This window comes from Mesorhizobium sp. M0410, assembly GCF_040321435.1.
In the GTDB taxonomy this organism is placed as follows: domain Bacteria; phylum Pseudomonadota; class Alphaproteobacteria; order Rhizobiales; family Rhizobiaceae; genus Mesorhizobium.
This window is the reverse complement of record NZ_JAMYRN010000004.1, coordinates 198,229-218,689: the sequence shown is the minus strand read 5'-3', so window position 1 is coordinate 218,689 and position 20,461 is coordinate 198,229. Positions and strand designations below refer to the sequence as shown.

Sequence of the window (20,461 nt, the reverse complement as noted above, 5' to 3'; positions counted from 1 at the left end):
ATGTACCAACCGCCTCACTTCCAGGAAACACGGCCGGACGTCCTGCACGGGCTGATCCGGGCGCATCCGCTTGGCCTGCTGGTGTCGAACGGCACCGAGGGGCCGATCGCCAACGCAATTCCCTTTCTTCTAGACGCGCCCTCCCTGCTCAACGCGGATGTGCCGCCGAACGGCAGGCTGCGCGCCCATCTGGCCAAGGCCAATCCGCAATGGCGGCTTTTGGCCGACAATCCCCTGGTGCCGGTGCTGGTCGTCTTCCAGGGCGCCGACGCCTATGTGACGCCGTCCTGGTACGAGACCAAGCGTGAAACCGGCAAGGTGGTGCCGACCTGGAACTACGCCATCGTCCAGGTGCGCGGCATCGTCACGGTGATCGAAGACCAGGATTGGCTGGCCGAGCAGATTTCCGATCTGACGATGTCGCAGGAGGGCAGCCGCCCGGCGCCGTGGGCGGTGACCGACGCGCCGGCACCCTTCATCCAGTCACAGATCAAGGGCATCGTCGGCCTGGAAATCGAAATCACCGAAATCAGCGGCAAGTGGAAAGTCAGCCAGAACCGCCCGGCCGGCGACCGCGTCGGTGTCGCCGAGGGGCTCGAGAGCGAGACCGCCAACTCGGCCGACATGGTCCAGTTGGTAAGGTCCTACGGCGGGCTGGACGGCAAGTAGTCTTGCTTGCTTGCTCGACCGGTTCAGGCCGGTGGCGGGCTCAATCGACCTTGGTCATCGCCGCCTTGCGCTCGTTGGCGATCAGCCAGAGATTGCGGATATAGATCAACAGGCCCATGGCCTGGCCGGCGATGAACACCGGATCCTGACGCTGGATGGCGTAGATCAGCAGCAGGCCGCCGCCGAACAGCGAAAAGAACCAGAAGGCAATCGGCACGACGCTGCGCTTGGCTTTTTCCGACGCCACCCACTGCACCAGAAAGCGCATGGTGAAGAAGAACTGGGCGACGAAGCCGAGCAGCACCCAGGCATCGAATTGCTTGACGAAAACATCGTGAAGCCAGGTCGCCAATTCCTGAAGCACGTTACCCATGCCTGATTTCCTCTACTTTGGGCATTCTGCGGCGCCTGCGGCGCAGCCACCAGACGCCGGCAAGATCGAGCACGCCCTGAAGGCCGCGATCGAAGATGCCGTAATTCGATTTGCCGTGACGGCGGGAGCGGTCGACGACATCGCAATGGACGACGCGGTAGCCCTCCTGGATGACCAGCGCTGGAACAAAGCGATGGGTGCCGTCGAAGAAGGGCAATTTCCGCAAAATGTCGGTGTGAATCGCCTTGAGGCCGCAGCCGGTATCCCGCGTCTCGTCGTGCAGGATGGCTTTTCTCAGCCCGTTGGCGAAACGCGACGCCAGTTGCTTGATCTTGCTGTCGCGGCGCTTCAGACGCTGTCCCTGCGCGGCCCCGACTTCGGGACCAGCCTGCCGCAGCGCGTCGATCAACACTGGGATATAACCGGGGTCGTTCTGACCGTCGCCGTCAATGGTGGCGACTATATCGCCCCGCGCCGCCCAGGCGCCTGAGCGCACCGAGAGCGACTGTCCGGCGGATTTTTCATGCCTGAGATGGCGCAGCGGAAACCGGCGAAGCGCTGCCTCTGCTGCAAGCACCGAAGGCGTATCGTCTGTCGAGCCATCGTCGACGACGATGACCTCGAAGTCCCGCCCGGCCATGGCAGTGCCGATCTCGTCGAGCAGAAGCGGCAGGTTCGCCGCCTCGTTCCGGCAAGGAATGACGATGGATATCTCCGGCATCTCGACTCTGTCACAGGATATGGCATTCGATCGATGCCGCGCGGTCCAGAGGAAGAGCCCCGCTGGCGCGGCGCCTCATTACGCCAGCCGAAACAATGACGCAAGCAGGCCGCACGCTATCCGCGCGGACACAAAACCGGATTCCACTTTTGCTGATCGCGCTTGAGTGCTAAACGCCCGCCTTCATGCATAGCCGGGCCGCGTTCGGCCGGAAGCTTTTCGGGAAAGAAAATGTCCGCCTTCAAATCCGATTTCCTGCGCACCATGAGCGAGCGCGGTTTCATCCACCAGACCTCGGACGATGCCGGCCTCGACCAGCTTTTCGCCACGGAAACGGTGAGCGCCTATATCGGCTTCGACGCCACCGCGAGGAGCCTGCATGCCGGGTCGCTGATCCAGATCATGATGCTTTACTGGCTGCAGCAGACCGGCCACCGGCCGATCGCGCTGATGGGCGGCGGCACCTCGATGATCGGCGATCCGTCGTTCAAGGACGAGGCGCGCAAGCTTTTGACGCCGCAGGACATCGAGACCAATCTCGCCGGCATCCGCCGCAACTTCACGCCCTACCTCAAATTCGGCAGCGGCCCGACCGACGCCGTCATGATCAACAATGCCGACTGGCTGATGGATATCAACTACGTCAATTTCCTGCGCGATGTCGGCCGGCATTTTTCGGTCAACCGCATGCTGGCCTTCGATTCGGTCAAGCTCCGGCTGGATCGCGAGCAGTCGCTGTCGTTCCTCGAATTCAACTACATGATCCTGCAGGCCTACGACTTCGTCGAGCTCTACAAGCGCCTCGGTTGCCGGCTGCAGATGGGCGGCTCCGACCAGTGGGGCAACATTGTCAACGGTATCGATCTCGGCCATCGCATGGAACGCGCGCAGCTTTATGCGCTGACGACGCCGCTGCTCACCACCTCCTCTGGCGCCAAGATGGGCAAGTCGGCCTCGGGCGCGGTCTGGCTCGATGCGGAGATGTTGAGCCCGTACGCGTTCTGGCAATATTGGCGCAACACCGAGGATGCCGATGTCGGCCGTTTCCTCAAGCTCTACACGACCCTGCCGCTCGCCGAGGTCGCGCGCCTCGAACGGCTCGGCGGCTCGGAGATCAACGAAGCCAAGAAGATCCTCGCCACCGAAATTACCGCCATGCTGCATGGCCGCGCGGCGGCTGCGGAGGCCCGCGAAACGGCGCGCAAGACGTTCGAAGAAGGAGCGCTCGCCGAAACACTGCCAACAGTCGAGGTGGGCAGGGCCGATCTTGAAGCCGGCGTCGGCATATTGTCGCTGTTCGTCACCGCCGGGCTGGCTGCGTCCAACGGCGAGGCACGGCGGCATATCCAGGGCGGCGCCATGCGCCTTAACGATCAGCCCGTGTCAGACGATCGCAGGATGGTGACGCTGCAGGATCTGGGGCCGGAAAACGTCGCAAAGCTGTCGCTCGGCAAGAAGAAGCACGTTCTGGTGCGGCCGGTCTGACCAGGGCCCGCCCTTCCTGTTAGATCTTTTCCGAAACCGGTTTCATCTTTGCGGCGCTGACCTTCGGTTCGGAATCACGGCCGAGGTTAATCAGCTAGCTCCCGAGAATGGCCGAGATGCCATTCGTCTCATCGATCGGAACGAGCAGGTAGCGCAAAATTGCGGACGTTCTGCGGCGCTTCGATGAACGTCTTGTTCTGGGCCGGAAGCGGAAGGTCAGCTCAAGGTGACTAACGTTGGGCAAGCGGACGTTCGCCGCGTTGGTCGCGACGACCGGCCCCCACAATTCACCACCATGCGGTAACTCGGGGCCACAGTCTTTGAATGCATTGACCCTGACGCCGATTGTCAACGGAGAAACACAGTTCGACGCTCGCGCTTGCTCTGAGTTATCGCCCGAACCGAGCGCGCCTGCGATGTTTCGGTTGGCCGTTTTGTGAGGGCTTGCTTTTCTCCCACGTACCGTGCGTGATGTAGTGGGCAAAGCGCTCTCTTGCCCGATCAATCTGCATATCAGTGCGCCGCATCGCCTCGATGAGCCGGAAATACCGCTGGGCAGCGGACAAAGCGGATTTCCCCTGACCATGCTTAATTAGCGCGGATACGTGCCTGTCAGCTAGCGTCACAATTGGATAAAAGTCGGTGTCATCGCTTTGCGCAGCGTGAAGACCTTCCAACGTCTCCACGGCATCACCGATCAGTGCAACTGTAGTTGCATCGTAAATATTCCGATTGTGCGCAACTCGTAACTGGAGGTCGGCTAAAGCGTGGACGGCGAAAATGTTTTCAGGATAAGCCGCAATTGACTTCTCCAGCGCGTGCAATGCCGGTTCGAGTTCGCCGAACATGACAAGATACTGACCGTATTGCAGCCAAAAATGACCATCCAGTTGAAACTCGATTTCAAAACTTTGGAATACCCGCAGGCCTTCCTCCACCTCATTTCGGCGACGAGCCAACTCGCCGATAAAATTGTGATTGAGAATGAATTTGAACAATAAGCCATCTAGCCGATCTACATTTTTTACAACCGGCAGGGCATACTTGGTATACGTTCGCAGTGTTTCAATTGCGGCATCCACGACAGCTGAGAAGTCCGCGACATTCTCGACGATGTGCCGGACATACAACTCATGGCGCGCAACGAGACGCCCAATAGCATTTTCACTTACAATGCCCTCAAGCTGGCGCATTGCGCCCTCGAACGATGATCCCATTCGAAGCCGATTGTAAGCTTCACGCGCTGCTGCCCGGGAAATGCCAGTTCGCGAGATTGTTGCGAGACCGACAATCAGGAATAGCGCCTTGGTGTCATTGTCCGAAAGCCTCTCATACTCGTCAGTGATGACCTTTGTGAATTTCTCGGAAGCAGTTGTCTCCTTTAGAGCGATCAGAAGTTGCTCTTGTGAAGTTGCAAGCTTCTGCGCTCTCTCGTTCGGGCTCATCTTTAGGAACCTCGGCGAGGGAACATATTGAAGTAACTTTTCAATAAGGGCGGGATAGTCCTTTTTCACAAATCGTTGAAACTCAAACGACGTTGTAAAATCCCCGACACGCCTCTCTATATGCTGGCGCCATTCATTTGATCGGGCGCTTGAGATAAGAGTAAGCTTACCTCGCGGAAGGGCTAGTGCATCCTCGCCGAGCGCGTCGCCATAAATGAAGGCATCGCCTACGTAGACGATAGCGTGATCGTCCTTGTGAAGCCGAGCGATCAGCTCTAGTGACGAGCGCAGAGATTTCACGTCGCCCTTTAGCTCGTAGATAGCCCTTCCATCATGCTCTCGAACATATCGGAGGAGCGCCTGAAGAAGCGCAGTTGTTTTCCCGCTACCCGATTGGCCATAAACAAGGAACATTCGGTCTCCAGCATCAATGGACGACGAAAGTGCCTCGTACAACTCATCCGTTGCACTGAGCCAAACCGGTATGTCGCTTGCGGCGATTTTCCAGCTCGGAGGCTCTCCTTCGAGGAAGGCTCGGGCAGCTTGTTGGCGTTTCAAGCCTTGAAGTTCATCCGCTTTGTTTTTGGCATCCTGCCAAGTATGGACCAGAATGGAATTGGCCGTACTAATCTCTGCTCGCGTCGGAGATATTCTGGATGCAACGGTCTCAGTGAATGAATTTTTCTCCTTGCTAATTTCCAACGGGCTCATGCCGCGGCCGACAGCTTTGCCCAGCCATTCGATAAAATCAGCCAATGTGCCCTGAACTACAACGATGTTTCGGGCTTGGTAGGCAGCTTTTTGAAGTGCAGTGAACTGATCAGGCGTGATCAGAAAGGCCGTGCCCAATGATGCATTCGCATTCGGACGTGCGCGGTCAAGCTCTGCCGAAAGAATGGGCTCCTTTAGAGTACTGCCAATGAAGACTGGGACATGTGCCGCGTAGTCGGCTGCGGCTTGTCGATACCAGTCATGCTTGTCGTTATTAAGCCTCCGATTGTATTCGGAGGGGCTGAATATAAAGCCGTGCTCGGGCTTAGAGGCTTCGCCATGCAGGTGAATAACATGGAGATATTCGATCCCTTCGTCGATAGCTACTTTGTCATTCAGTCCATTGTAGTAGCGTCGAAGCTGCACGGGAGATCGAACATTTTCAATCGCGTCATCTATGTTCCAGGTATACAGTCGGCGCCAGCTGTATTGAAAAAGCTCGTTCAACTCGGCAGCGGGGACGATACGAGTAAATTCCTTCCGAAATAGCTGATGAAGCTGCACCTCGCTACCTCTCGGGCCTACGGCTTGGATGACATCAGGCAAATCTTCGTTCGCGTAAGGAAACCCTGCCATCCCGGCGAGTTCGCCCGCAAGAGCTTTCCCTAACTTGACCGTCTGCCCCTGCGCATTCAACGATGTGGCGGATGTCCCCGCGCCGAGCAGCAAGACGGCGTTACCATCTTTGACAGCCTTTTGAAGCAGGTTGCTCTCATGCTCACTGATTTCGAACATTCGCCCCCCAAAATAGTCCCGTGAGATAAGTGGTAGCAACAATTTTGGCGCTTGCATATGAAATCGGTTGTTTATCGTTGACGTCCAAGGGTTGTGAAAAATCGGGGTAGAATTTGCGAGATGGTCATTGCGTCAACGCCCGGTCCGCTTCGCGAATCCTTACCTACTGTTCGGCTTTAGCATGTCCGCTTTTGGTCGCTTTTAAAGCTGGCCGGAATGACCGGGTTCGGGCGCAAAGCGGCCATTTAAGCCCGGGCTGACGTCAGTCGCCTTTGGATCATGGGCGTGAATTCGCGGGCGGACGAGCGGCCGCTTGAGATCAAAACTCGGTCGCTCGAGGTAATTGGGTTTTGACCTCACCGATACTCGAAGATCGACCTGAAAATCCCGGGCGCTATCACCGATAGCGGATTGACCTCCAGGTTGGGCTTGTTGGCGTTGCCCTTGAGCCTGTAGGTGACGCCGATCAGGCCGCGGTCGCGGCCGTTGCCAAGCAGCGCGCCGATCAGCGGCAGTTCGCCGAAGATGCGGTTTACGCCGTAGGCCGGCATGAACGTGCCGGTCATGTCCATGTTGTTGTTCTGGTCGTAGAGCGTGCCCTGGAAGGTGGTGCCGATGCGCGGGCCGCGCAGCACGCCGTTGCGCAGCTTCAGATAGCCACTGCCCTTGTCGATCTCGCTGAAGCCGCGCTCGAATTTCACCCTCGACGTGTCGAGATTGCCTTTGACCGCCTCGTTGAGGCTGCGGCTGTCGCCGGCCGGCGTCGTCGACACGATCGAGGCGAGCTTCGGCTCGTTGACGACAACGAAATTCCTGGCGTCGACCTGGCCCTTCATCGGCCCGTCGCCGGCCCCGGTGAGCGCCAACGTGATCGAGCCGCCTTCCATATGCTCGTAGATGTTGAGGAAGCGCAGTATGGCGCCGGCGTCGGCCGACTTCATGTTGAGCGTTCGCAGGCCGCCGCCGGTGGTGTTGCTGACGGTGATCGCGGCCCCCGAACTTGCGGTGGCGCTCACCTTGAGCCCGTTCACTCTGGAGCCGGCGGCGCTGTAGTCGAGCTTCAGATTCGACAGCACCTCGTCGTGGAAGCCGGTCAGGGAGCTGACGTCGGCGCTGACCGAGATCGCATCGACGCCGGTGGTCTTGGTGGCGGTATCGACATCGGACATGAATTGCTTGATCAGCGAGCGTGCGTCCAACGCGCTGCCGCTGACCTCGACCGCATAGGCCTTGCCCGACCGCTTCACCGAGACGGCGACGTCGTCGCCCCTGTTCAACGTGACCTTGCTGAACCGGGCCGAGGACAAGGCGCCGTTAATCAGCACGGCGCTGCCGTCGATGGAGAAGGTCTTGCCGTCGAGTTCGAAATTGGACAGCGTCGTGGTGTCGCCGGTCTTCGCCATGGCGAAGACGACCTTGGCGGGAATGCCGGGGCCCTTGCTCCAGCCGGCCCAGGGAAGGTCCAGCCTGGCATTGGTCAGGTCGGCCGACACGTTCTGGTTGCCGGCGCCGCTCTTGTCGATCGCCACCTTGATGGTTCCGGAAAGCAGCGTCGACAGGCCAGGCATGGCGGTGGCGCGCGTCTTGTCGTCGAGCACCAGCGCTACTTTACGACTGCGCGGCGGGCCGCCATCCCTCAGCGGCTCAATCAGGTCGAGCTCGGCCGGAATCCCGTTGAGCAGTGCCTTGGCCGAGATCACCGCCCGGTCGGGCGCGACCGTGATCGAGCCGTCGGCATGGCTGACCGTCTGGCCCTCGAACGGCTTGGCCAGCGACAGGTCCTTGTAGTCGAGCGCCACGAGCCAATCGAGTTTGGACGAGTCGACACCGGACTGCAGCGGAATATCAGCCTTGACGTGGCCGGTCACCGTGCCGGACAGGTCGTCCGGCAGCAGGCCGACATGGCGCATGGCGTTGATCGGGTCAAACGATGCCAGTTCGGCGATTGCCGGCGCCTCGCCGGCGACATCGATGTCGAGCGCGCCGATCACCGGCGGATGGTTCGCCGCCTTGACGGTGAGCGTGCCGTTGCTTGCCGCCACGGTGCGGCCGCTCGGCATATAGACGCTGCCCGACGACAGCGCGACGTCGACGTCGTTGCCGTGGAAGCCGACGACGCCGACGGCATCGCGGATCGGCGGAATGCGGCCGGCCGTATCGAAGCGCGATCCTTCGACCTGGAACCGGCCGAACACTTCATTGGCGGAAAGCGGCACGCCGTTGCCGAGCCGTCCGGGTACGACCTGGAACTGCAGGCTGCCATCGACGACGCGGCCGCCGAACAGGTTCTTAAGCACCCACAGCCTGGCATTGCGCGCCGAAAACCACGGCCATAATTGCTTGACGTGCGAGACCGGCATGTCGTGGACATTGAGCGCCACCGATATGCCCGGCGCCTGGTTGGCGACAAATGAAACCGAAGCCGTGCCCAGCACTTCGCTGCCCGGTGCGGACCGGACGCCGATCTGCTCGGCGATCAGCTTTTGGCTCGTCGGCTGGTAGACGCCGGCAATACGAGCGATGAAGCTGAGCGCCGGCTCCGGCGAATCCGAAGGCGCCAGGGTCGAACCGTCGCTGGTCAGGTCGTAACGATAGGATGGCTCCTCGCCGGCTGTGCCGGTAGCCGGCTTCGGCCCGATCGAACCGGCGAAATCGAAGGTCGAGCGGCCGGTTTTCACCAGCAAACTGTCGACCTGGATCTTGTTCGACCCGGCGACGAGCGTCGCATCGAGATCGATATCGGCCGGAAGCAGGCCGCGCGAACCGAGATCGAGCACCGATCCGGTCAGCGACAGGGCAGCGGTCAGCCACGAACCGTTGTCGCCGGTCCCTTCCGATCCCGCCAGCTTCAAGGCGATCGCACCCAATTTGCCACCTGCTGCCGCAGCGTCGGCGTCCGCTGCCTGGATGCTGGCGTCCAGCATGGTGATGCGTCGCGTCGCCGGATCGCGGGTGGCGGAAGCGGCGATGGTGAGCGCCCTGCCGTCGACATCCGCGTCGGATGAAAACTCCATGCTTCCCGGTCCCGATTGCGAGACTGAGGCGTCGGCGATGGTGACCGACTCGACAGATCCGGTCTCGGGCAGTGCCAGCTCGACGTTGCGCAGATCGATCTGGCGCATCGAATCCTCGCGCACCGCATCGAGCGCACGGTTGAGGTTGGCGAAGACGGCGGCGGAAAGTTTTTCCGGATCGATGAGGCCGTCCTGGTTGCGCAGCTCCGCCGTCCAGTCACCGCCGGACGGCATTGCCGCCATGACGATGTGCGCGTCGGAAATCCGGGCGCTGGTCAGCCGCACCTCGCCCGAAAGCAACGGGATCAGCCGGATGCCAAAGCGGACCCGGCCGGCGTCGGCCATCGGTGTTCCGTCGGCGGTCTTGAGGCTGACGTCGCTGACCTGCAGCGCAATGAAGCTCGACCCGTCAAGCGTCAGCCGGGCCGGTCCGACGGCAACGTCGACATCGAAGCCTGCCAATTTCTCGATTGCCGTTTCGGCTTCCGCGCGAAGCCGCTCCGAGCCGAAGCCGGACACGCCGATCGCGTAGACGCCGGCGGCAGCCAGCAGCACAAGGGCGACGAGGCCGGCAAACAGCCGCGCCATCAAACGGACGCCGCGACCAATCGACGCCTGGCCGAGCGGCGGGACGCGGCACGCGGACGGAAAGGTTCCCAGGTCGGTGATCTCGTCACGCCTGAACCTGATCTTCTCGTGCTGCGGTAGCTCCTGATCCACGCAATCTTCCGTTGAAACGAATTCGATCGTGGACGAATCCCCGCTCGACATTATATCGGTGCAGCCTGGCGCGTAACTTCAAACAAGGGCATCGGTATGGCTGACCTCGACGTGGGCGATGTTGCGCCGCAATTCGATCTTCCGCGCGACGGCGGCGGTTCACTCAGCCTCGCCGCAGTGCTGGGAAAACCCATCGTACTCTATTTCTACCCACAGGACGACACCACAAGCTGCACCAACGAGGCGATCGGCTTTTCGCAGTTGAAGCCGGAGTTCGAAAAGGCCGGCGCTGTCGTCATCGGCCTCTCGCCGGACAGCGCCAAGAAACACGACAAATTCAAGGCGAAGTACGATCTGAGCGTCGATCTTGTCGCCGACGAAGAGCGCAAAGTGATCGAGGCTTACCATTTGTGGGTGGAAAAGAAGCTCTACGGCCGCACCTATATGGGCGTAGAGCGGGCGACGTTCCTGATCGGCCGCGACGGACGCATCGCCAGGATCTGGCGCAACGTCCGCGTCAAGGGGCACGCCGAAGAGGTGCTGGAGGCGGTTCGCGCGCTTTGAGATCTGCGCCAGGCCGTTGCAATGCGATGCCCGTTTTACGCGAAGACCTTTGCCTTCGTTCGATCCGACAAAACTTTGTTAACCCTAATAATGTGTAATCAGGCTCGTCGTTGGTGTCGTAACGAAAGCTTGGTCCCGTGAACGTAGCCAGTCAGTCAGCGGTCTTCGGCAGACGCAAAGAGCCCCACACGGTCATCATCGCCCGGGGCGACCAGATAAGGCATTTCACCATACGCCCGTGGCTTGCGGCATTTTGCGGCTCGGCGCTGGCGGCGATCGTCATCGGCTACCTGCTGGCGACCTCTTATCTGGTGCTGCGCGACGACCTGATCGGCGCCACGACGGCGCGGCAGGCGCGCATGCAGCAGGCCTACGAAGACCGCATCTCGGCACTGCGCAGCCAGGTCGACCGCATCACCAGCCGCCAGCTACTCGATCAGCAGCTGATGGAAACCAAGGTCAGCGAGTTGCTGGAACGGCAGAGCCAGCTCAGCCTGCGTCACGGCCGCCTCGGGCCGATCCTCGAACGAGCCGAAAACGAGGTCGCAACGCCGCCCGTGCCGACGGCAAAGCCGGACGAACATGCCGACGCGACCGGCAGCATCCAGCCGATGGCCTATTCTGTCGCCAGCCTTGCTGCCCCCCTTGCGGCTCCTGTGGGCGTTGACGACACCAGGCCGTTCTCACTGTGGTCGACCCGCGCCGATCCGCTGCCGAGCGAAAGTGCGGCCGACCGGGCGGACAAGCTCTTCGTTTCGATCAACAACTCGCTGAAGGCCATCGAGAGCCAGCAGCTCACCCGCATCGCCACACTTGCCGACAATGCCTACAAGAGCGCCGACGCGATCTCGCAGGCGCTCGAGGCCGCAGGCCTGCCCGTCGACAGCGAATTCGAAAAGAGCGACGTCGGCGGCCCGCTGATACCACTCGACAGCTCGTTGGTCTTCGACAGCAAGGTCAAGGAGTTGGACGAGGCTCTTGACGCGCTGGATCATCTTAAAAAGGAAGCGCGGCGGCTGCCGCTCGCCAACCCCGCGCCCGGCCATAGCGTCACCAGCCCGTTCGGCGTGCGCACCGATCCCATCCTCGGCACGGCCGCCTTGCATTCCGGCATGGATTTCAGGGCGCCGGTCGGTATGCCGGCCAAGGTCACGGCAGCCGGCGTGGTCGTCAAGGCCGGCTGGAACGGCGGCTACGGCCGCATGATTGAGGTCGACCACGGCAACGGTTTTGTGACGCGTTACGGGCATCTCAGCGAAATCGACGTCGCCGTCGGACAGAAGCTCGATGCCGGAGACATCATCGGCAAGACCGGCAACAGCGGCCGCTCAACCGGCCCGCATCTGCATTACGAGGTCCGCCACAACGGCGAGGCAATCGATCCGCTACGGTTTCTGACCATCGGCAAGAAGGTCGAGCGGTACCTCTAGGGAGCCGGGCTGCTCCCTTCGGGCTCGGCATGACGCCAGATTCGCTCTGCACGGGCTGGTCAATTTTATTTTTGAATTCCATTTGACTGAATAAATCTTCGGTGCCAGTCTAGCCTCTCTCGGGGGCACAAGGCATGGCACTGCGGGGAACCAATCAGGAGTTCGGGCGGCCATATAATCGGCGTATCGTGCTCGAATCCATCCGCCTTCACGGACCGATTGCCCGCGGCGACATTGCAAGACGCGTCGGGCTCACCGTGCAGACGGTGTCGACTATCGTTCGCGAGCTGGAAGAGCACGGTTACGTGTTGTCGCTCCGCGAAGAGCCCAAGGGGCGCGGCCTGCCACCGGCGACGCTGCGCATCAATCCGGAAGGCGGCTATGCCGTCGGCATCCACGTCACCCCGCTGGGCATCAATGCCGCCCTGATCAACCTAAGCGGCGATGTTATCGAGAGCACCTACCGCGAAGCCCCAAATGCAACGCCCGACCACGCTTTCGACCTGATCGGCGCCATGGTGCTCGAATTGACGGCATTGCGGCCCGGTGGCCGCGTTCTCGGCATCGGCATGGCGCTGCCCGGACCGTTCGGCGTGGAGTCCATGAGCTTTGTGGGGCCGACCACCATGACCGGCTGGAAGGATGTGGCGCTGCGCGAGCGGCTGGCCGCCTCAACCGGGCTGCCGGCCTTTTTCGAAACCGACATGGCGGCGGCGGCTATCGGCGAGCGCCTCTACGGCCTCGGGACGGCATATTCCGAATATTACTATCTCTATTTCGGTGTCGGCCTCGGCGGCGTCATGGTGCATGATGGGGCCGCATTGCGCGGCGCCTGGGGAAATGCCGGCGAGATCGGCCACATTCCTGCTGTGCCGGGCGGCGAGCCGTGCCCGTGCGGCAATCGCGGCTGCCTCGAACGGTATCTCTCGCTCGAGGCGCTGCGGCGCCGCAAAATCGCCGACGCCGAGTGGGTGAGCGAGATTGCGCCGATATTCCGCAACGCCGTCACCATCATCGAAAACCTGTTCGACCCCGAAACCATCATCCTCGGCGGGCTGGCGTCCACCGACCTGCTCGAAAGGCTTGCCGGCGCGGCCGCGCACCTGCCCAATTCGGTCTCGGCGCGAAGCGATCGCACGACGCCCCGCGTCAGCGTCGCACGCGGCGGCCAGCATGCGGTGTTGCGCGGCGCCGCCGCACTTGCCGTTTCGGGGGTGCTTTCGCCGCGCTTCGGCCAGATCTTCACCGCCGAACGCGAACGCGGTCGGGATCTCTTGCATAACAAGGGGATCGCGGCATGAGTGAACCGCTGCTGGTGCTCGACAACGTCGCCAAGAATTACGGCGCCATCGAAGCGCTGAAAGGCATCAGCTTTTCGATCGGCAAGGGCGAAGTGGTGGCGCTTCTGGGCGACAACGGCGCCGGCAAATCGACGCTGGTCAAGATCATTGCCGGCGGCCTCGAGCCGACCTCCGGCCGCATGCTGTTCGAAGGCAAGGAATTCCTGGCCAAATCTCCCGCCGAGGCCAAGGCCGCTGGGATCGAGACGGTCTACCAGGACCTGTCGCTTTGCACCAACGTCGACGTGGTCGCCAATTTCTTCATGGGCCGCGAGATCACCAGGAAGGTTCTCGGCATTCCGGTACTCGACGAGCGCGCGATGGAGCAGGTGGTACAAAGGGCACTGGCCAGCGCCGGCACCCGCATTCCCTCGCTTCGCACCAATGTCGAGCATCTTTCCGGCGGCCAGCGGCAGGCCATCGAGCTCAATCGGTTCGTGCATTTTGGCGGCAAGCTGGTGCTTCTCGACGAGCCGTTCGCGGCGCTCGGCGTCGAGCAGACGCGGCGCGGCCTCGACATGATCCGCCAGGTGGCGAGCCAGGGCATCGGCGTCGTCATCATCACCCATATCATGCAACAGGCCTTCCAGGTCGCCGACCGGATCGTGGTGATCCGGCAAGGTGTCGTGGCTGGCGACGTCGCACGCAACAAAACAAGTCCCGACGCGGTGATCAACATGATCACCGGAGAGACGCTCGCCGGTGCCGGACCGGCGAACTGAGGGACAAATGAGGGGTCCGGCGCAAGAGGAGCGAACGACATGAAGAAAATACTTCTTTCCGTCTTCGGTATCCTGGCACTGGCCTTTGCCACGCTCACGCCGGCATTCGCTCAGTCGAAGGGCACCGTCTACTACATGGTGCCGACATTGCTCGATGAGTTCCAGACCGGCTCGGTGAGCGCGCTGGAACTGTTCCTGAAGCAGGTCGGTTACGAGATGAAGACGCTGAACGCCGACAACAAGACCGACGCGCAGCAATCGCAGATGAACGACGTCATCGCGCTGAAGCCGGCGGCGATCATCCTTGCCGCCGTCGATTTCAATGCGCTGAAGCCGTCGGTCGAGGCGGCCCGTGCCGCCGGCATCCCGGTCGTCGAGTTCGACCGCCAGATAACCTCGACCCCGTCCGACTTCACCTCGGTGGCCGGAACCGTCGAGATCGGCTACGTCGCTGCCGATCAGGCGCAAAAGCTCCTGACCGCGAAGAACGGCTCGGTGAAGGGCAAGATCCTGCAGGTGCTCGGCGATCCGGGCGACCCCTACACGCTCGACATTCAGAAGGGTTTCGAGGAGAAGATGAAGGCGTTCCCGGACGTCAAGATCATCTCGCTGCCGGCCATGCAATGGGAGGCCAGTAACGCGGGCACCATCGTTGCCGACCAGATGCTCGCCAACCCCGACATCGACCTGATCTTCAGCCACGCCGCGCATCTTTCGGTCGCCGCCGTCGCCTCGCTCGAGGCCGCCGGCAAGAAACCGGGCGACGTCATGCTGATGAGCTCGAACGGCGCTCCGGTCGGCCTCGACCTGATCCGCAAGGGCTGGCTCAATGTCGAAGTCGAGCAGCCGCTCTACGCTCAGGCTGCGGCGGTCGCGATGTTCATGGACAAGGTGGTCAGCAAGCAGGAGATCAAGCCAGGCGAATATGATGTGCTTGGCCTGAAATCGACCCTGACCAAGGAAGCGTGGGGGCCGAACATCAAGATCCCCGGCGCTGCGATCACCAAGGAAAACGTCGATAACCCGGCCTTCTGGGGCAACATGAAGCCGCCGACCGAAACCATAAAGCCGGTCGAATAGCGAACTCACCAGAAGCTCCGGGCCATGCCGGCCCGGAGCCCAGCCCTGCAGCCACGGTGCGTTCGAACGGACGCGCACGGGAATGCTGCAGCAATTTGCAACCGCGCCTGATAGTCCGAAAACCGGGTGGTTTTTCGGGGTCGGCGCCAACCGGATCCTGAGATGAACCCCCGCACGCGCCAAACCCTCGAGTTCATCCTCGACAATCTCGTCTGGTTCATGCTGGTCTTCGTGCTGGTGGTCTTTTCCATCCTTATCCCGAACTATTTTCAGCTCGGCATCTTCGCCAACATCATCGAGGCGTCGAGCGTGCTCGGCGTCATGTCGATCGGCTTGGCGCTGGTCATCATCGCCGGCCATATGGACCTGTCTGTCGAATCGGTGGCGGCGCTCAGCGCCATGGCGGTCGGCATTCTGTTCTGCTCGTCGGGCATCGGCCTTGGCATCCAGTTGCAGCCGCAATGGCTGATGGTTCCGGTTTCGCTGCTCATCGCCCTTGCCGTCGGCGGCCTCATCGGCGTCATCAACGGCTACCTGGTGGTCAAGGTGAAGATGAGTGCCTTCATCATCACGCTGGCCTCCTACATCTGGGTGCGCGGCCTGGTGCTGGTCATTTCCGGCGGCCGCTCGGCACAGGACCTTGCGCCGGCAATCCGCTGGTTCGCCATCCAGCGCCTGGGCGGCCTGCCGCTGACCGCCTGGATCGCCATCGCCTGTTTCATCGTCTTCTCGCTGATCATGGCCAAGACGCCCTTCGGCCGGCACCTGGTCATGATCGGCGGCAACGAGACGGCGACCTTTCGCGCCGGCATCCGCGTCAACCGCAACCTGGTCATAGCCTTCGTTCTCGCCGGCGCCATTGCCGGTCTTGCTGGCTGGCTGCTGGCAATCCGCACCTCCGGTGCAACCGCCAATCTCGGCGTCGGCCTGTTGTTCAATGCCTTCGCCGCGGTCGTCATCGGCGGCGTCAGCCTGAAGGGCGGCGTCGGCACCTTGCCCGGCGTCTATGCCGGCGTGCTGCTGCTCTCGGCCATCAACACGGCGATCAATTTGATGGGCCTGCCGGCCAACTTCACCCAGGTGATCCACGGCCTTCTGGTGCTCGCCGCCGTGCTGCTCGACGCATTCAAGCAGACCATTCGCCAGAGGCTGGCATGACCGGCCGTCTGGAAGATAAGGTCGCGCTGATCGTCGGAAGCGCACGCGGGATCGGCAAGGCGATCGCACAGCGCTTTGCCGAGGAGGGCGCGAAGCTGGTCCTGGCCGATACCGAGGTTGAGGCCGGGCAAGCGACTGCGGACGAGCTTGGCGCCGCCTTCATTCGCACCGACATCTCGCAGATGGCCGATGCCGAGGCTGCTGTTGCACTGGCGCTCGACCGTCACGGCCGGCTCGACATCATGGTGCAGAATGCCGGAATCTATCCTTGGCAATTGCTGGAAAACACGAGTCCCGACGATTGGGATCGGGTCATGGCGGTGAACTTGCGTGGCAGCTTCATCGCCGCACGCGCGGCGCTGGTGCCGATGAAGGCACAGCATTTTGGCCGCATGCTGTTCACCTCCTCCATCACCGGCCCGCACGTCACCAGCCCCGGTCATGGCCACTATTCGGCGACCAAGGCCGGTATCAACGGCCTCATCCGTTCGGCGGCTCTCGAATTCTCGACGTACGGCATCACCGTGAACGGCGTCGAGCCCGGCAACATCCTCACCGAAGGCATAGAGCAGCATCGCGGTACGGCCTTCATCAAGAACATGGAAGACGCCATCCCGCTCGGCCGTCTCGGCAGCCCACGCGATGTGGCCAATGCCTTCCTGTTCCTAGCCTCAGATGACGCCGACTACATCACCGGCACGACCATCATCGTCGACGGCGGGCAGCTTTTGCCTGAGGGCAAGGATTTCCGGCTGCTGCCGCGATGATCCTCGATTTCGGCGGCGGTTTCTTCCTGCGCCGGGCGACCGCCGCCGATCATCCGGCACTTGCGATGATCTGTCTCAAGACCGGCGATGCCGGCAAGGAGGCCAGCTGCCGAGAGGACGACCCGGACCTGCTCGGCCTGCTCTACACCATTCCCTACCAGGCCCTCGAACCCGATCTGGCCTTTATTATCGATAGCCCGACAGGTGCGGCCGGCTATCTGCTTGGCGCAGCCGAAACAGCCGCTTTCAATGCCAGCCTGGCATCAGACTGGTACCCGGAGCTGCAGCGGCGCGTTGCAGCCCCGGGACCCGACAGCTCACGCTGGCGTGGCAGCGATTGGGCGCGGCACCGGGTCCATCATCCCGATTTCGCTGTTTCGCCTGCGCTGGCGGCCTACCCGTCGCATGGCCATATCGACCTGTTGCCGCAAGCGCGCGGGAAAGGCATCGGCAGGCGCGCGATGGCCTTCCTCGAGCAGCGCCTTGCCGCGAGCGGCTCGACCGGCATTCACCTCGAAGTCATGCCGGAGAACGATGGTGCGCTGAAGTTCTATAAGGCGATTGGATTTGAGGTGGTGCAGGACGCTGATTCATCGAAGCGTTGTGTTTATGTGGCGAAACTGATTGCTCACGCTCCGGCGAGTGCAGGCTGATCTGCGACAAGCCAATCGCCCAAGTTGCAAAGAACCGGGAGGCCGATGGAAGTACAATGCTGCCGTTCTGCAGCAGCCAGTTGCCCCGTGTGAACACCTTTGCCGCGGGAACGAAACCTTCCTCGGGTGGTCCACCGCAGACACGAAAGTTACCAGCATCAACACAGTGCGGGGCTAATTCGAGTGTTGGCGGAGCGGCTACTAGTTCACTGTGGGCGGCAGGGGAACATTCGCGACCGTTTCCCCGGCCACGATCGAGAACACATAAAGCAGATAGATCGCTAACACCAACAGCGCGAGGAATGAGCCGCTGGCCAAGATTCCCGCAATCGTGGCGCGGCGATACGGTTCGCCTTTTTCCTTCTTGAAGGTGTCTTCTGCGCTACGGGTTGTCTCCACAACCCGTTCGCCCGGAAGCCGGTTTCCTTCGGCCTCCTTAGATATCTTATCGGCGAGATCTCCTGCGATCACCGCATCATCCGGAAGATGACTCGCAAGCCATCCAGGAATATTTTCGCGCCCACCCATGCCCATGTGCAGTAAGATTTTAGCTTTCTTTTGTGCTCCCTTAAATTACTGTAAGCTTTAACTTTCGGCAATCGTTTGCCACCCAGGGAGCCAGCAGATCAGACTTAGGTCCCACGGGAAAGACAGTTCGATCAGACCAAAGTCCTACTGTCTATGCGCTCACCCCGGACCGCGAAGCGTTTGGGAGCGGAGATACCGCAACAATCACGAAACCGCCAGTTGCGTCGATTGCTGGTTTGTTTGCCGGGACAACTCAGTATCGAAGGGTCCATGTGCACTGCGGCGGGACCTTACCGTCGACCGACCACGTGCCTGTTAGCCAATCTCGATACCATCACTCTCGAGAGGCCTGCCCTGGCTCTGCGACCTCTTCAGCAGTGAATGTGACGCCTCGATCAGCCGACGCGATAGGGCGATCGTGTAGCGAAGCTCTTCAATCAGCGCGGTTCCGTGTTCAGTGGCCTGACGAGCACGTGCTACTTGGTTATTGTCGGGCTTCCGAGGGAATTCTTTCACGCTCCGACCTCCAAACCATGCCGACATTATCGCGAAGACCAGTGCCTGGCAACGAAGAAGCCCGCCGCCTCTTTCCGATGCGGCGGGGCGATCAAGGAGAAATGATAAGATGCCAGATAGTTGCGTCTACCAACCGCCAGTTGGACGATTCTCCGACGGTGCAGGCGTGTGAACCGGACATTGCAAAAAGACAATGCCTGAATGAACACGTCGATGGAAAGTGGTGGGCGATGACGGGCTCGAACCGCCGACATCTTCGGTGTAAACGAAGCGCTCTACCAACTGAGCTAATCGCCCGCTCCGGGCCGGACCTTTAAGCAGTTAGGACCGGCTTCGCAAGGCCAAATGAACGGCGAGTGGCTTGGCCGGGAGTCGGTTTCGGCAACAAAGTTCGGCTTGTCAAAAAACCTTCTCCTGTTTGCTGTTATGCTGTCCGGGTCCGCTTGACACCCGGTGGCTTACCCCTTATCCACCGCCCCAACGACGAACACGGCTGACACGTGCTCGTCCATGCGCGGGTGTAGCTCAGTTGGTTAGAGTGCCGGCCTGTCACGCCGGAGGTCGCGGGTTCGAGCCCCGTCACTCGCGCCATTTCTCCTTAGGGCCACGTGCCCTTGATGTCGGAGAAATGTCGACGTTGATTTGTCAAAAATCATCTTCTTTCGTGACCCAGTCCAGGTCCATTCCTTTCGAATTCTGGCATTGATCCTCATCCATCGACCTGCCCGCCTGTTTGTGGTCAAGCCAGAAGACAATAGCTTCTCGGACAAGAGCCGGGTCTAACCCATTCGCTCCCGCTCACAGTCTCATCCCGCAGCGCCGGGCTTCACCCCTTGGCGAGCAGTGCCTCGACTTCCTGCAGCGTCGGCATGGACGGCGCGGTGCCCGGGCGCGTGACCGAGATGCCGGCGACGGCGCAGGCGAAGCGCACCGCCTGCAGGGGTTCGATCCCGCTCGACAGCGCGGCGGCCAGGCCGCCATTGAAGGCGTCGCCCGCGCCGGTGGTCTCGATGACCGGGCCGGCGGCGACCGCTGCGACATGCTCGGAACGGTCGGCCGTGTGCAGCAGCGCGCCCTTTTCGCCGAGCGTCACGACGACAGCGCCCACGCCCTTCTCAAGCAGGCTGTCGGCGGCACGGCGGGCATCGTCGATGGAGGACACCTTGATGCCGGTCAGTTCCTCGGCCTCAGTCTCGTTCGGCGTCACATAGTCGCAAAGTGTATAGATGCGGTCCGGAAGCTTGGCCGCCGGCGCCGGGTTGAGAATGGTGGTCACCCCTGCCCCGCGCGCGATCTCCAGCGCCCGCATCGCCGCCTCGATCGGCTGCTCAAGCTGGGTGACGAAGACGCCGGCCGCGCGGATCAGGCCGGCATTTGCCTCGATATCGGCGGGCGTGATCAGCATCGCCGCACCGGGGCTGACGATGATCGCGTTGTTGCCGCTCGTCTCCTCGATGAAGATATAGGCGGCACCGGTGTAGCTTTCCGGCGTGTCGATGACGGCGCTCTTCACTCCGGCCTGCGACCAGGTCTGTCTCGCCATATCGGCAAAGGGGTCAGCCCCGAGGCGGGTCAGGAAGGTGACATCGGCACCGAGCCGGCCGGCTGCCACCGCCTGGTTCGAGCCCTTGCCGCCGGGGCCGAGCGTGAAGGACGTGCCCAGGATCGTCTCGCCCATCCGCGGCTGGCGGGCGGCGCGGTAGGCCGTGTCGGCGACGAAGACGCCCAATATGACAACCGGCTTCATGACGATCGGTTTCGCCGGCATGC

General features: G+C 61.6%; 16 protein-coding genes and 2 tRNA genes. 11 read left to right on the top strand and 7 right to left on the bottom strand.

The window, feature by feature from the left end:
* Positions 1-669: an FMN-binding negative transcriptional regulator gene (locus tag NKI63_RS07090; RefSeq protein ID WP_352703043.1), complete on the top strand. Its 669-nt coding sequence runs from the start codon at positions 1-3 to the stop codon at positions 667-669.
* Positions 670-709: 40 nt separating this feature from the next.
* Here the strand turns inward: NKI63_RS07090 and NKI63_RS07085 are convergent, their stop codons facing one another.
* Together NKI63_RS07085 and NKI63_RS07080 are read right to left on the bottom strand one after the other, a co-directional pair.
* Positions 710-1,042: a lipid-A-disaccharide synthase N-terminal domain-containing protein gene (locus NKI63_RS07085; protein ID WP_023674681.1), complete on the bottom strand. Its 333-nt coding sequence runs from the start codon at positions 1,040-1,042 to the stop codon at positions 710-712.
* The gene (locus NKI63_RS07080) at positions 1,035-1,763 is read right to left on the bottom strand and encodes a glycosyltransferase family 2 protein (RefSeq protein ID WP_352477338.1); all 729 of its coding nucleotides are present in this window, start codon (positions 1,761-1,763) and stop codon (positions 1,035-1,037) included. The genes NKI63_RS07085 and NKI63_RS07080 overlap by 8 nt, the downstream gene beginning before the upstream one ends.
* Before the next feature lie 231 nt (positions 1,764-1,994).
* Between NKI63_RS07080 and tyrS the strand changes: the two genes are divergently transcribed.
* Entirely contained in the window at positions 1,995-3,248 is a 1,254-nt protein-coding gene (gene tyrS, locus NKI63_RS07075; protein ID WP_352820838.1) for a tyrosine--tRNA ligase, read from the top strand.
* 389 nt (positions 3,249-3,637) lie between these two features.
* On the opposite strand, the gene NKI63_RS07070 is transcribed toward tyrS, so the two are convergent.
* Together NKI63_RS07070 and NKI63_RS07065 are read right to left on the bottom strand one after the other, a co-directional pair.
* Entirely contained in the window at positions 3,638-6,199 is a 2,562-nt protein-coding gene (locus tag NKI63_RS07070; protein ID WP_352820836.1) for a P-loop NTPase, read from the bottom strand.
* A gap of 356 nt (positions 6,200-6,555) precedes the next feature.
* On the bottom strand, positions 6,556-9,933 hold the full coding sequence (locus NKI63_RS07065; protein WP_352820833.1) for an AsmA-like C-terminal region-containing protein: 3,378 nt from the start codon (positions 9,931-9,933) through the stop codon (positions 6,556-6,558).
* A gap of 96 nt (positions 9,934-10,029) precedes the next feature.
* Here NKI63_RS07065 and NKI63_RS07060 point away from each other — a divergent pair, with 96 nt between their 5' ends.
* The 8 genes from NKI63_RS07060 to NKI63_RS07025 all read left to right on the top strand — a co-directional run bounded on the left by NKI63_RS07060 (position 10,030) and on the right by NKI63_RS07025 (position 17,647).
* Positions 10,030-10,497, top strand: coding sequence for a peroxiredoxin (locus NKI63_RS07060; protein ID WP_352820831.1), 468 nt, complete (start codon positions 10,030-10,032; stop codon positions 10,495-10,497).
* 137 nt (positions 10,498-10,634) lie between these two features.
* Positions 10,635-11,927 (top strand): M23 family metallopeptidase, encoded by a 1,293-nt coding sequence (locus NKI63_RS07055; RefSeq protein WP_352820828.1) that lies wholly within the window; start codon positions 10,635-10,637, stop codon positions 11,925-11,927.
* A gap of 134 nt (positions 11,928-12,061) precedes the next feature.
* Positions 12,062-13,228 carry an ROK family transcriptional regulator gene (locus tag NKI63_RS07050; protein WP_352506457.1) on the top strand — a complete coding sequence of 389 codons (1,167 nt, stop codon included), beginning with the start codon at positions 12,062-12,064 and terminating at the stop codon, positions 13,226-13,228.
* Positions 13,225-13,989, top strand: coding sequence for an ATP-binding cassette domain-containing protein (locus tag NKI63_RS07045; RefSeq protein ID WP_254817614.1), 765 nt, complete (start codon positions 13,225-13,227; stop codon positions 13,987-13,989). The genes NKI63_RS07050 and NKI63_RS07045 overlap by 4 nt, the downstream gene beginning before the upstream one ends.
* A gap of 39 nt (positions 13,990-14,028) precedes the next feature.
* Positions 14,029-15,069 (top strand): sugar ABC transporter substrate-binding protein, encoded by a 1,041-nt coding sequence (locus NKI63_RS07040; RefSeq protein WP_352506458.1) that lies wholly within the window; start codon positions 14,029-14,031, stop codon positions 15,067-15,069.
* A 162-nt stretch (positions 15,070-15,231) separates the two neighbouring features.
* The gene (locus NKI63_RS07035) at positions 15,232-16,227 is read left to right on the top strand and encodes an ABC transporter permease (protein WP_254817612.1); all 996 of its coding nucleotides are present in this window, start codon (positions 15,232-15,234) and stop codon (positions 16,225-16,227) included.
* Entirely contained in the window at positions 16,224-16,994 is a 771-nt protein-coding gene (locus NKI63_RS07030; RefSeq protein ID WP_352820825.1) for an SDR family NAD(P)-dependent oxidoreductase, read from the top strand. Before NKI63_RS07035 ends, NKI63_RS07030 begins: the two co-directional genes overlap by 4 nt.
* On the top strand, positions 16,991-17,647 hold the full coding sequence (locus tag NKI63_RS07025) for a GNAT family N-acetyltransferase (protein ID WP_352506460.1): 657 nt from the start codon (positions 16,991-16,993) through the stop codon (positions 17,645-17,647). Before NKI63_RS07030 ends, NKI63_RS07025 begins: the two co-directional genes overlap by 4 nt.
* A gap of 201 nt (positions 17,648-17,848) precedes the next feature.
* Here NKI63_RS07025 and NKI63_RS07020 read toward each other — a convergent pair whose 3' ends face one another.
* Together NKI63_RS07020 and NKI63_RS07015 are read right to left on the bottom strand one after the other, a co-directional pair.
* On the bottom strand, positions 17,849-18,175 hold the full coding sequence (locus NKI63_RS07020) for a hypothetical protein (RefSeq protein WP_254817609.1): 327 nt from the start codon (positions 18,173-18,175) through the stop codon (positions 17,849-17,851).
* A gap of 737 nt (positions 18,176-18,912) precedes the next feature.
* A tRNA-Val gene (locus NKI63_RS07015) sits at positions 18,913-18,988 on the bottom strand.
* Between the two features lie 217 nt (positions 18,989-19,205).
* Between NKI63_RS07015 and NKI63_RS07010 the strand changes: the two genes are divergently transcribed.
* Positions 19,206-19,282, top strand: a tRNA-Asp gene (locus tag NKI63_RS07010).
* Positions 19,283-19,517: 235 nt separating this feature from the next.
* Here NKI63_RS07010 and rbsK read toward each other — a convergent pair.
* Positions 19,518-20,459 (bottom strand): ribokinase, encoded by a 942-nt coding sequence (gene rbsK / locus NKI63_RS07005; protein WP_352506461.1) that lies wholly within the window; start codon positions 20,457-20,459, stop codon positions 19,518-19,520.
* Positions 20,460-20,461: the final 2 nt, after the last annotated feature.

What these genes read in the sequence shown, in the direction of transcription:
- NKI63_RS07030 (WP_352820825.1), top strand. Translation starts at nt 16,224, where the DNA reads ATGACCGGCCGTCTGGAAGATAAGGTCGCGCTGATCGTCGGAAGCGCA.
- NKI63_RS07050 (WP_352506457.1), top strand. Translation starts at nt 12,062, where the DNA reads ATGGCACTGCGGGGAACCAATCAGGAGTTCGGGCGGCCATATAATCGG.
- NKI63_RS07040 (WP_352506458.1), top strand. Translation starts at nt 14,029, where the DNA reads ATGAAGAAAATACTTCTTTCCGTCTTCGGTATCCTGGCACTGGCCTTT.
- tyrS (WP_352820838.1), top strand. Translation starts at nt 1,995, where the DNA reads ATGTCCGCCTTCAAATCCGATTTCCTGCGCACCATGAGCGAGCGCGGT.
- NKI63_RS07085 (WP_023674681.1), bottom strand. Translation starts at nt 1,042, where the DNA reads ATGGGTAACGTGCTTCAGGAATTGGCGACCTGGCTTCACGATGTTTTC.
- NKI63_RS07035 (WP_254817612.1), top strand. Translation starts at nt 15,232, where the DNA reads ATGAACCCCCGCACGCGCCAAACCCTCGAGTTCATCCTCGACAATCTC.
- NKI63_RS07080 (WP_352477338.1), bottom strand. Translation starts at nt 1,763, where the DNA reads ATGCCGGAGATATCCATCGTCATTCCTTGCCGGAACGAGGCGGCGAAC.
- NKI63_RS07070 (WP_352820836.1), bottom strand. Translation starts at nt 6,199, where the DNA reads ATGTTCGAAATCAGTGAGCATGAGAGCAACCTGCTTCAAAAGGCTGTC.
- rbsK (WP_352506461.1), bottom strand. Translation starts at nt 20,459, where the DNA reads ATGCCGGCGAAACCGATCGTCATGAAGCCGGTTGTCATATTGGGCGTC.
- NKI63_RS07090 (WP_352703043.1), top strand. Translation starts at nt 1, where the DNA reads ATGTACCAACCGCCTCACTTCCAGGAAACACGGCCGGACGTCCTGCAC.
- NKI63_RS07045 (WP_254817614.1), top strand. Translation starts at nt 13,225, where the DNA reads ATGAGTGAACCGCTGCTGGTGCTCGACAACGTCGCCAAGAATTACGGC.
- NKI63_RS07025 (WP_352506460.1), top strand. Translation starts at nt 16,991, where the DNA reads ATGATCCTCGATTTCGGCGGCGGTTTCTTCCTGCGCCGGGCGACCGCC.
- NKI63_RS07060 (WP_352820831.1), top strand. Translation starts at nt 10,030, where the DNA reads ATGGCTGACCTCGACGTGGGCGATGTTGCGCCGCAATTCGATCTTCCG.
- NKI63_RS07020 (WP_254817609.1), bottom strand. Translation starts at nt 18,175, where the DNA reads ATGGGTGGGCGCGAAAATATTCCTGGATGGCTTGCGAGTCATCTTCCG.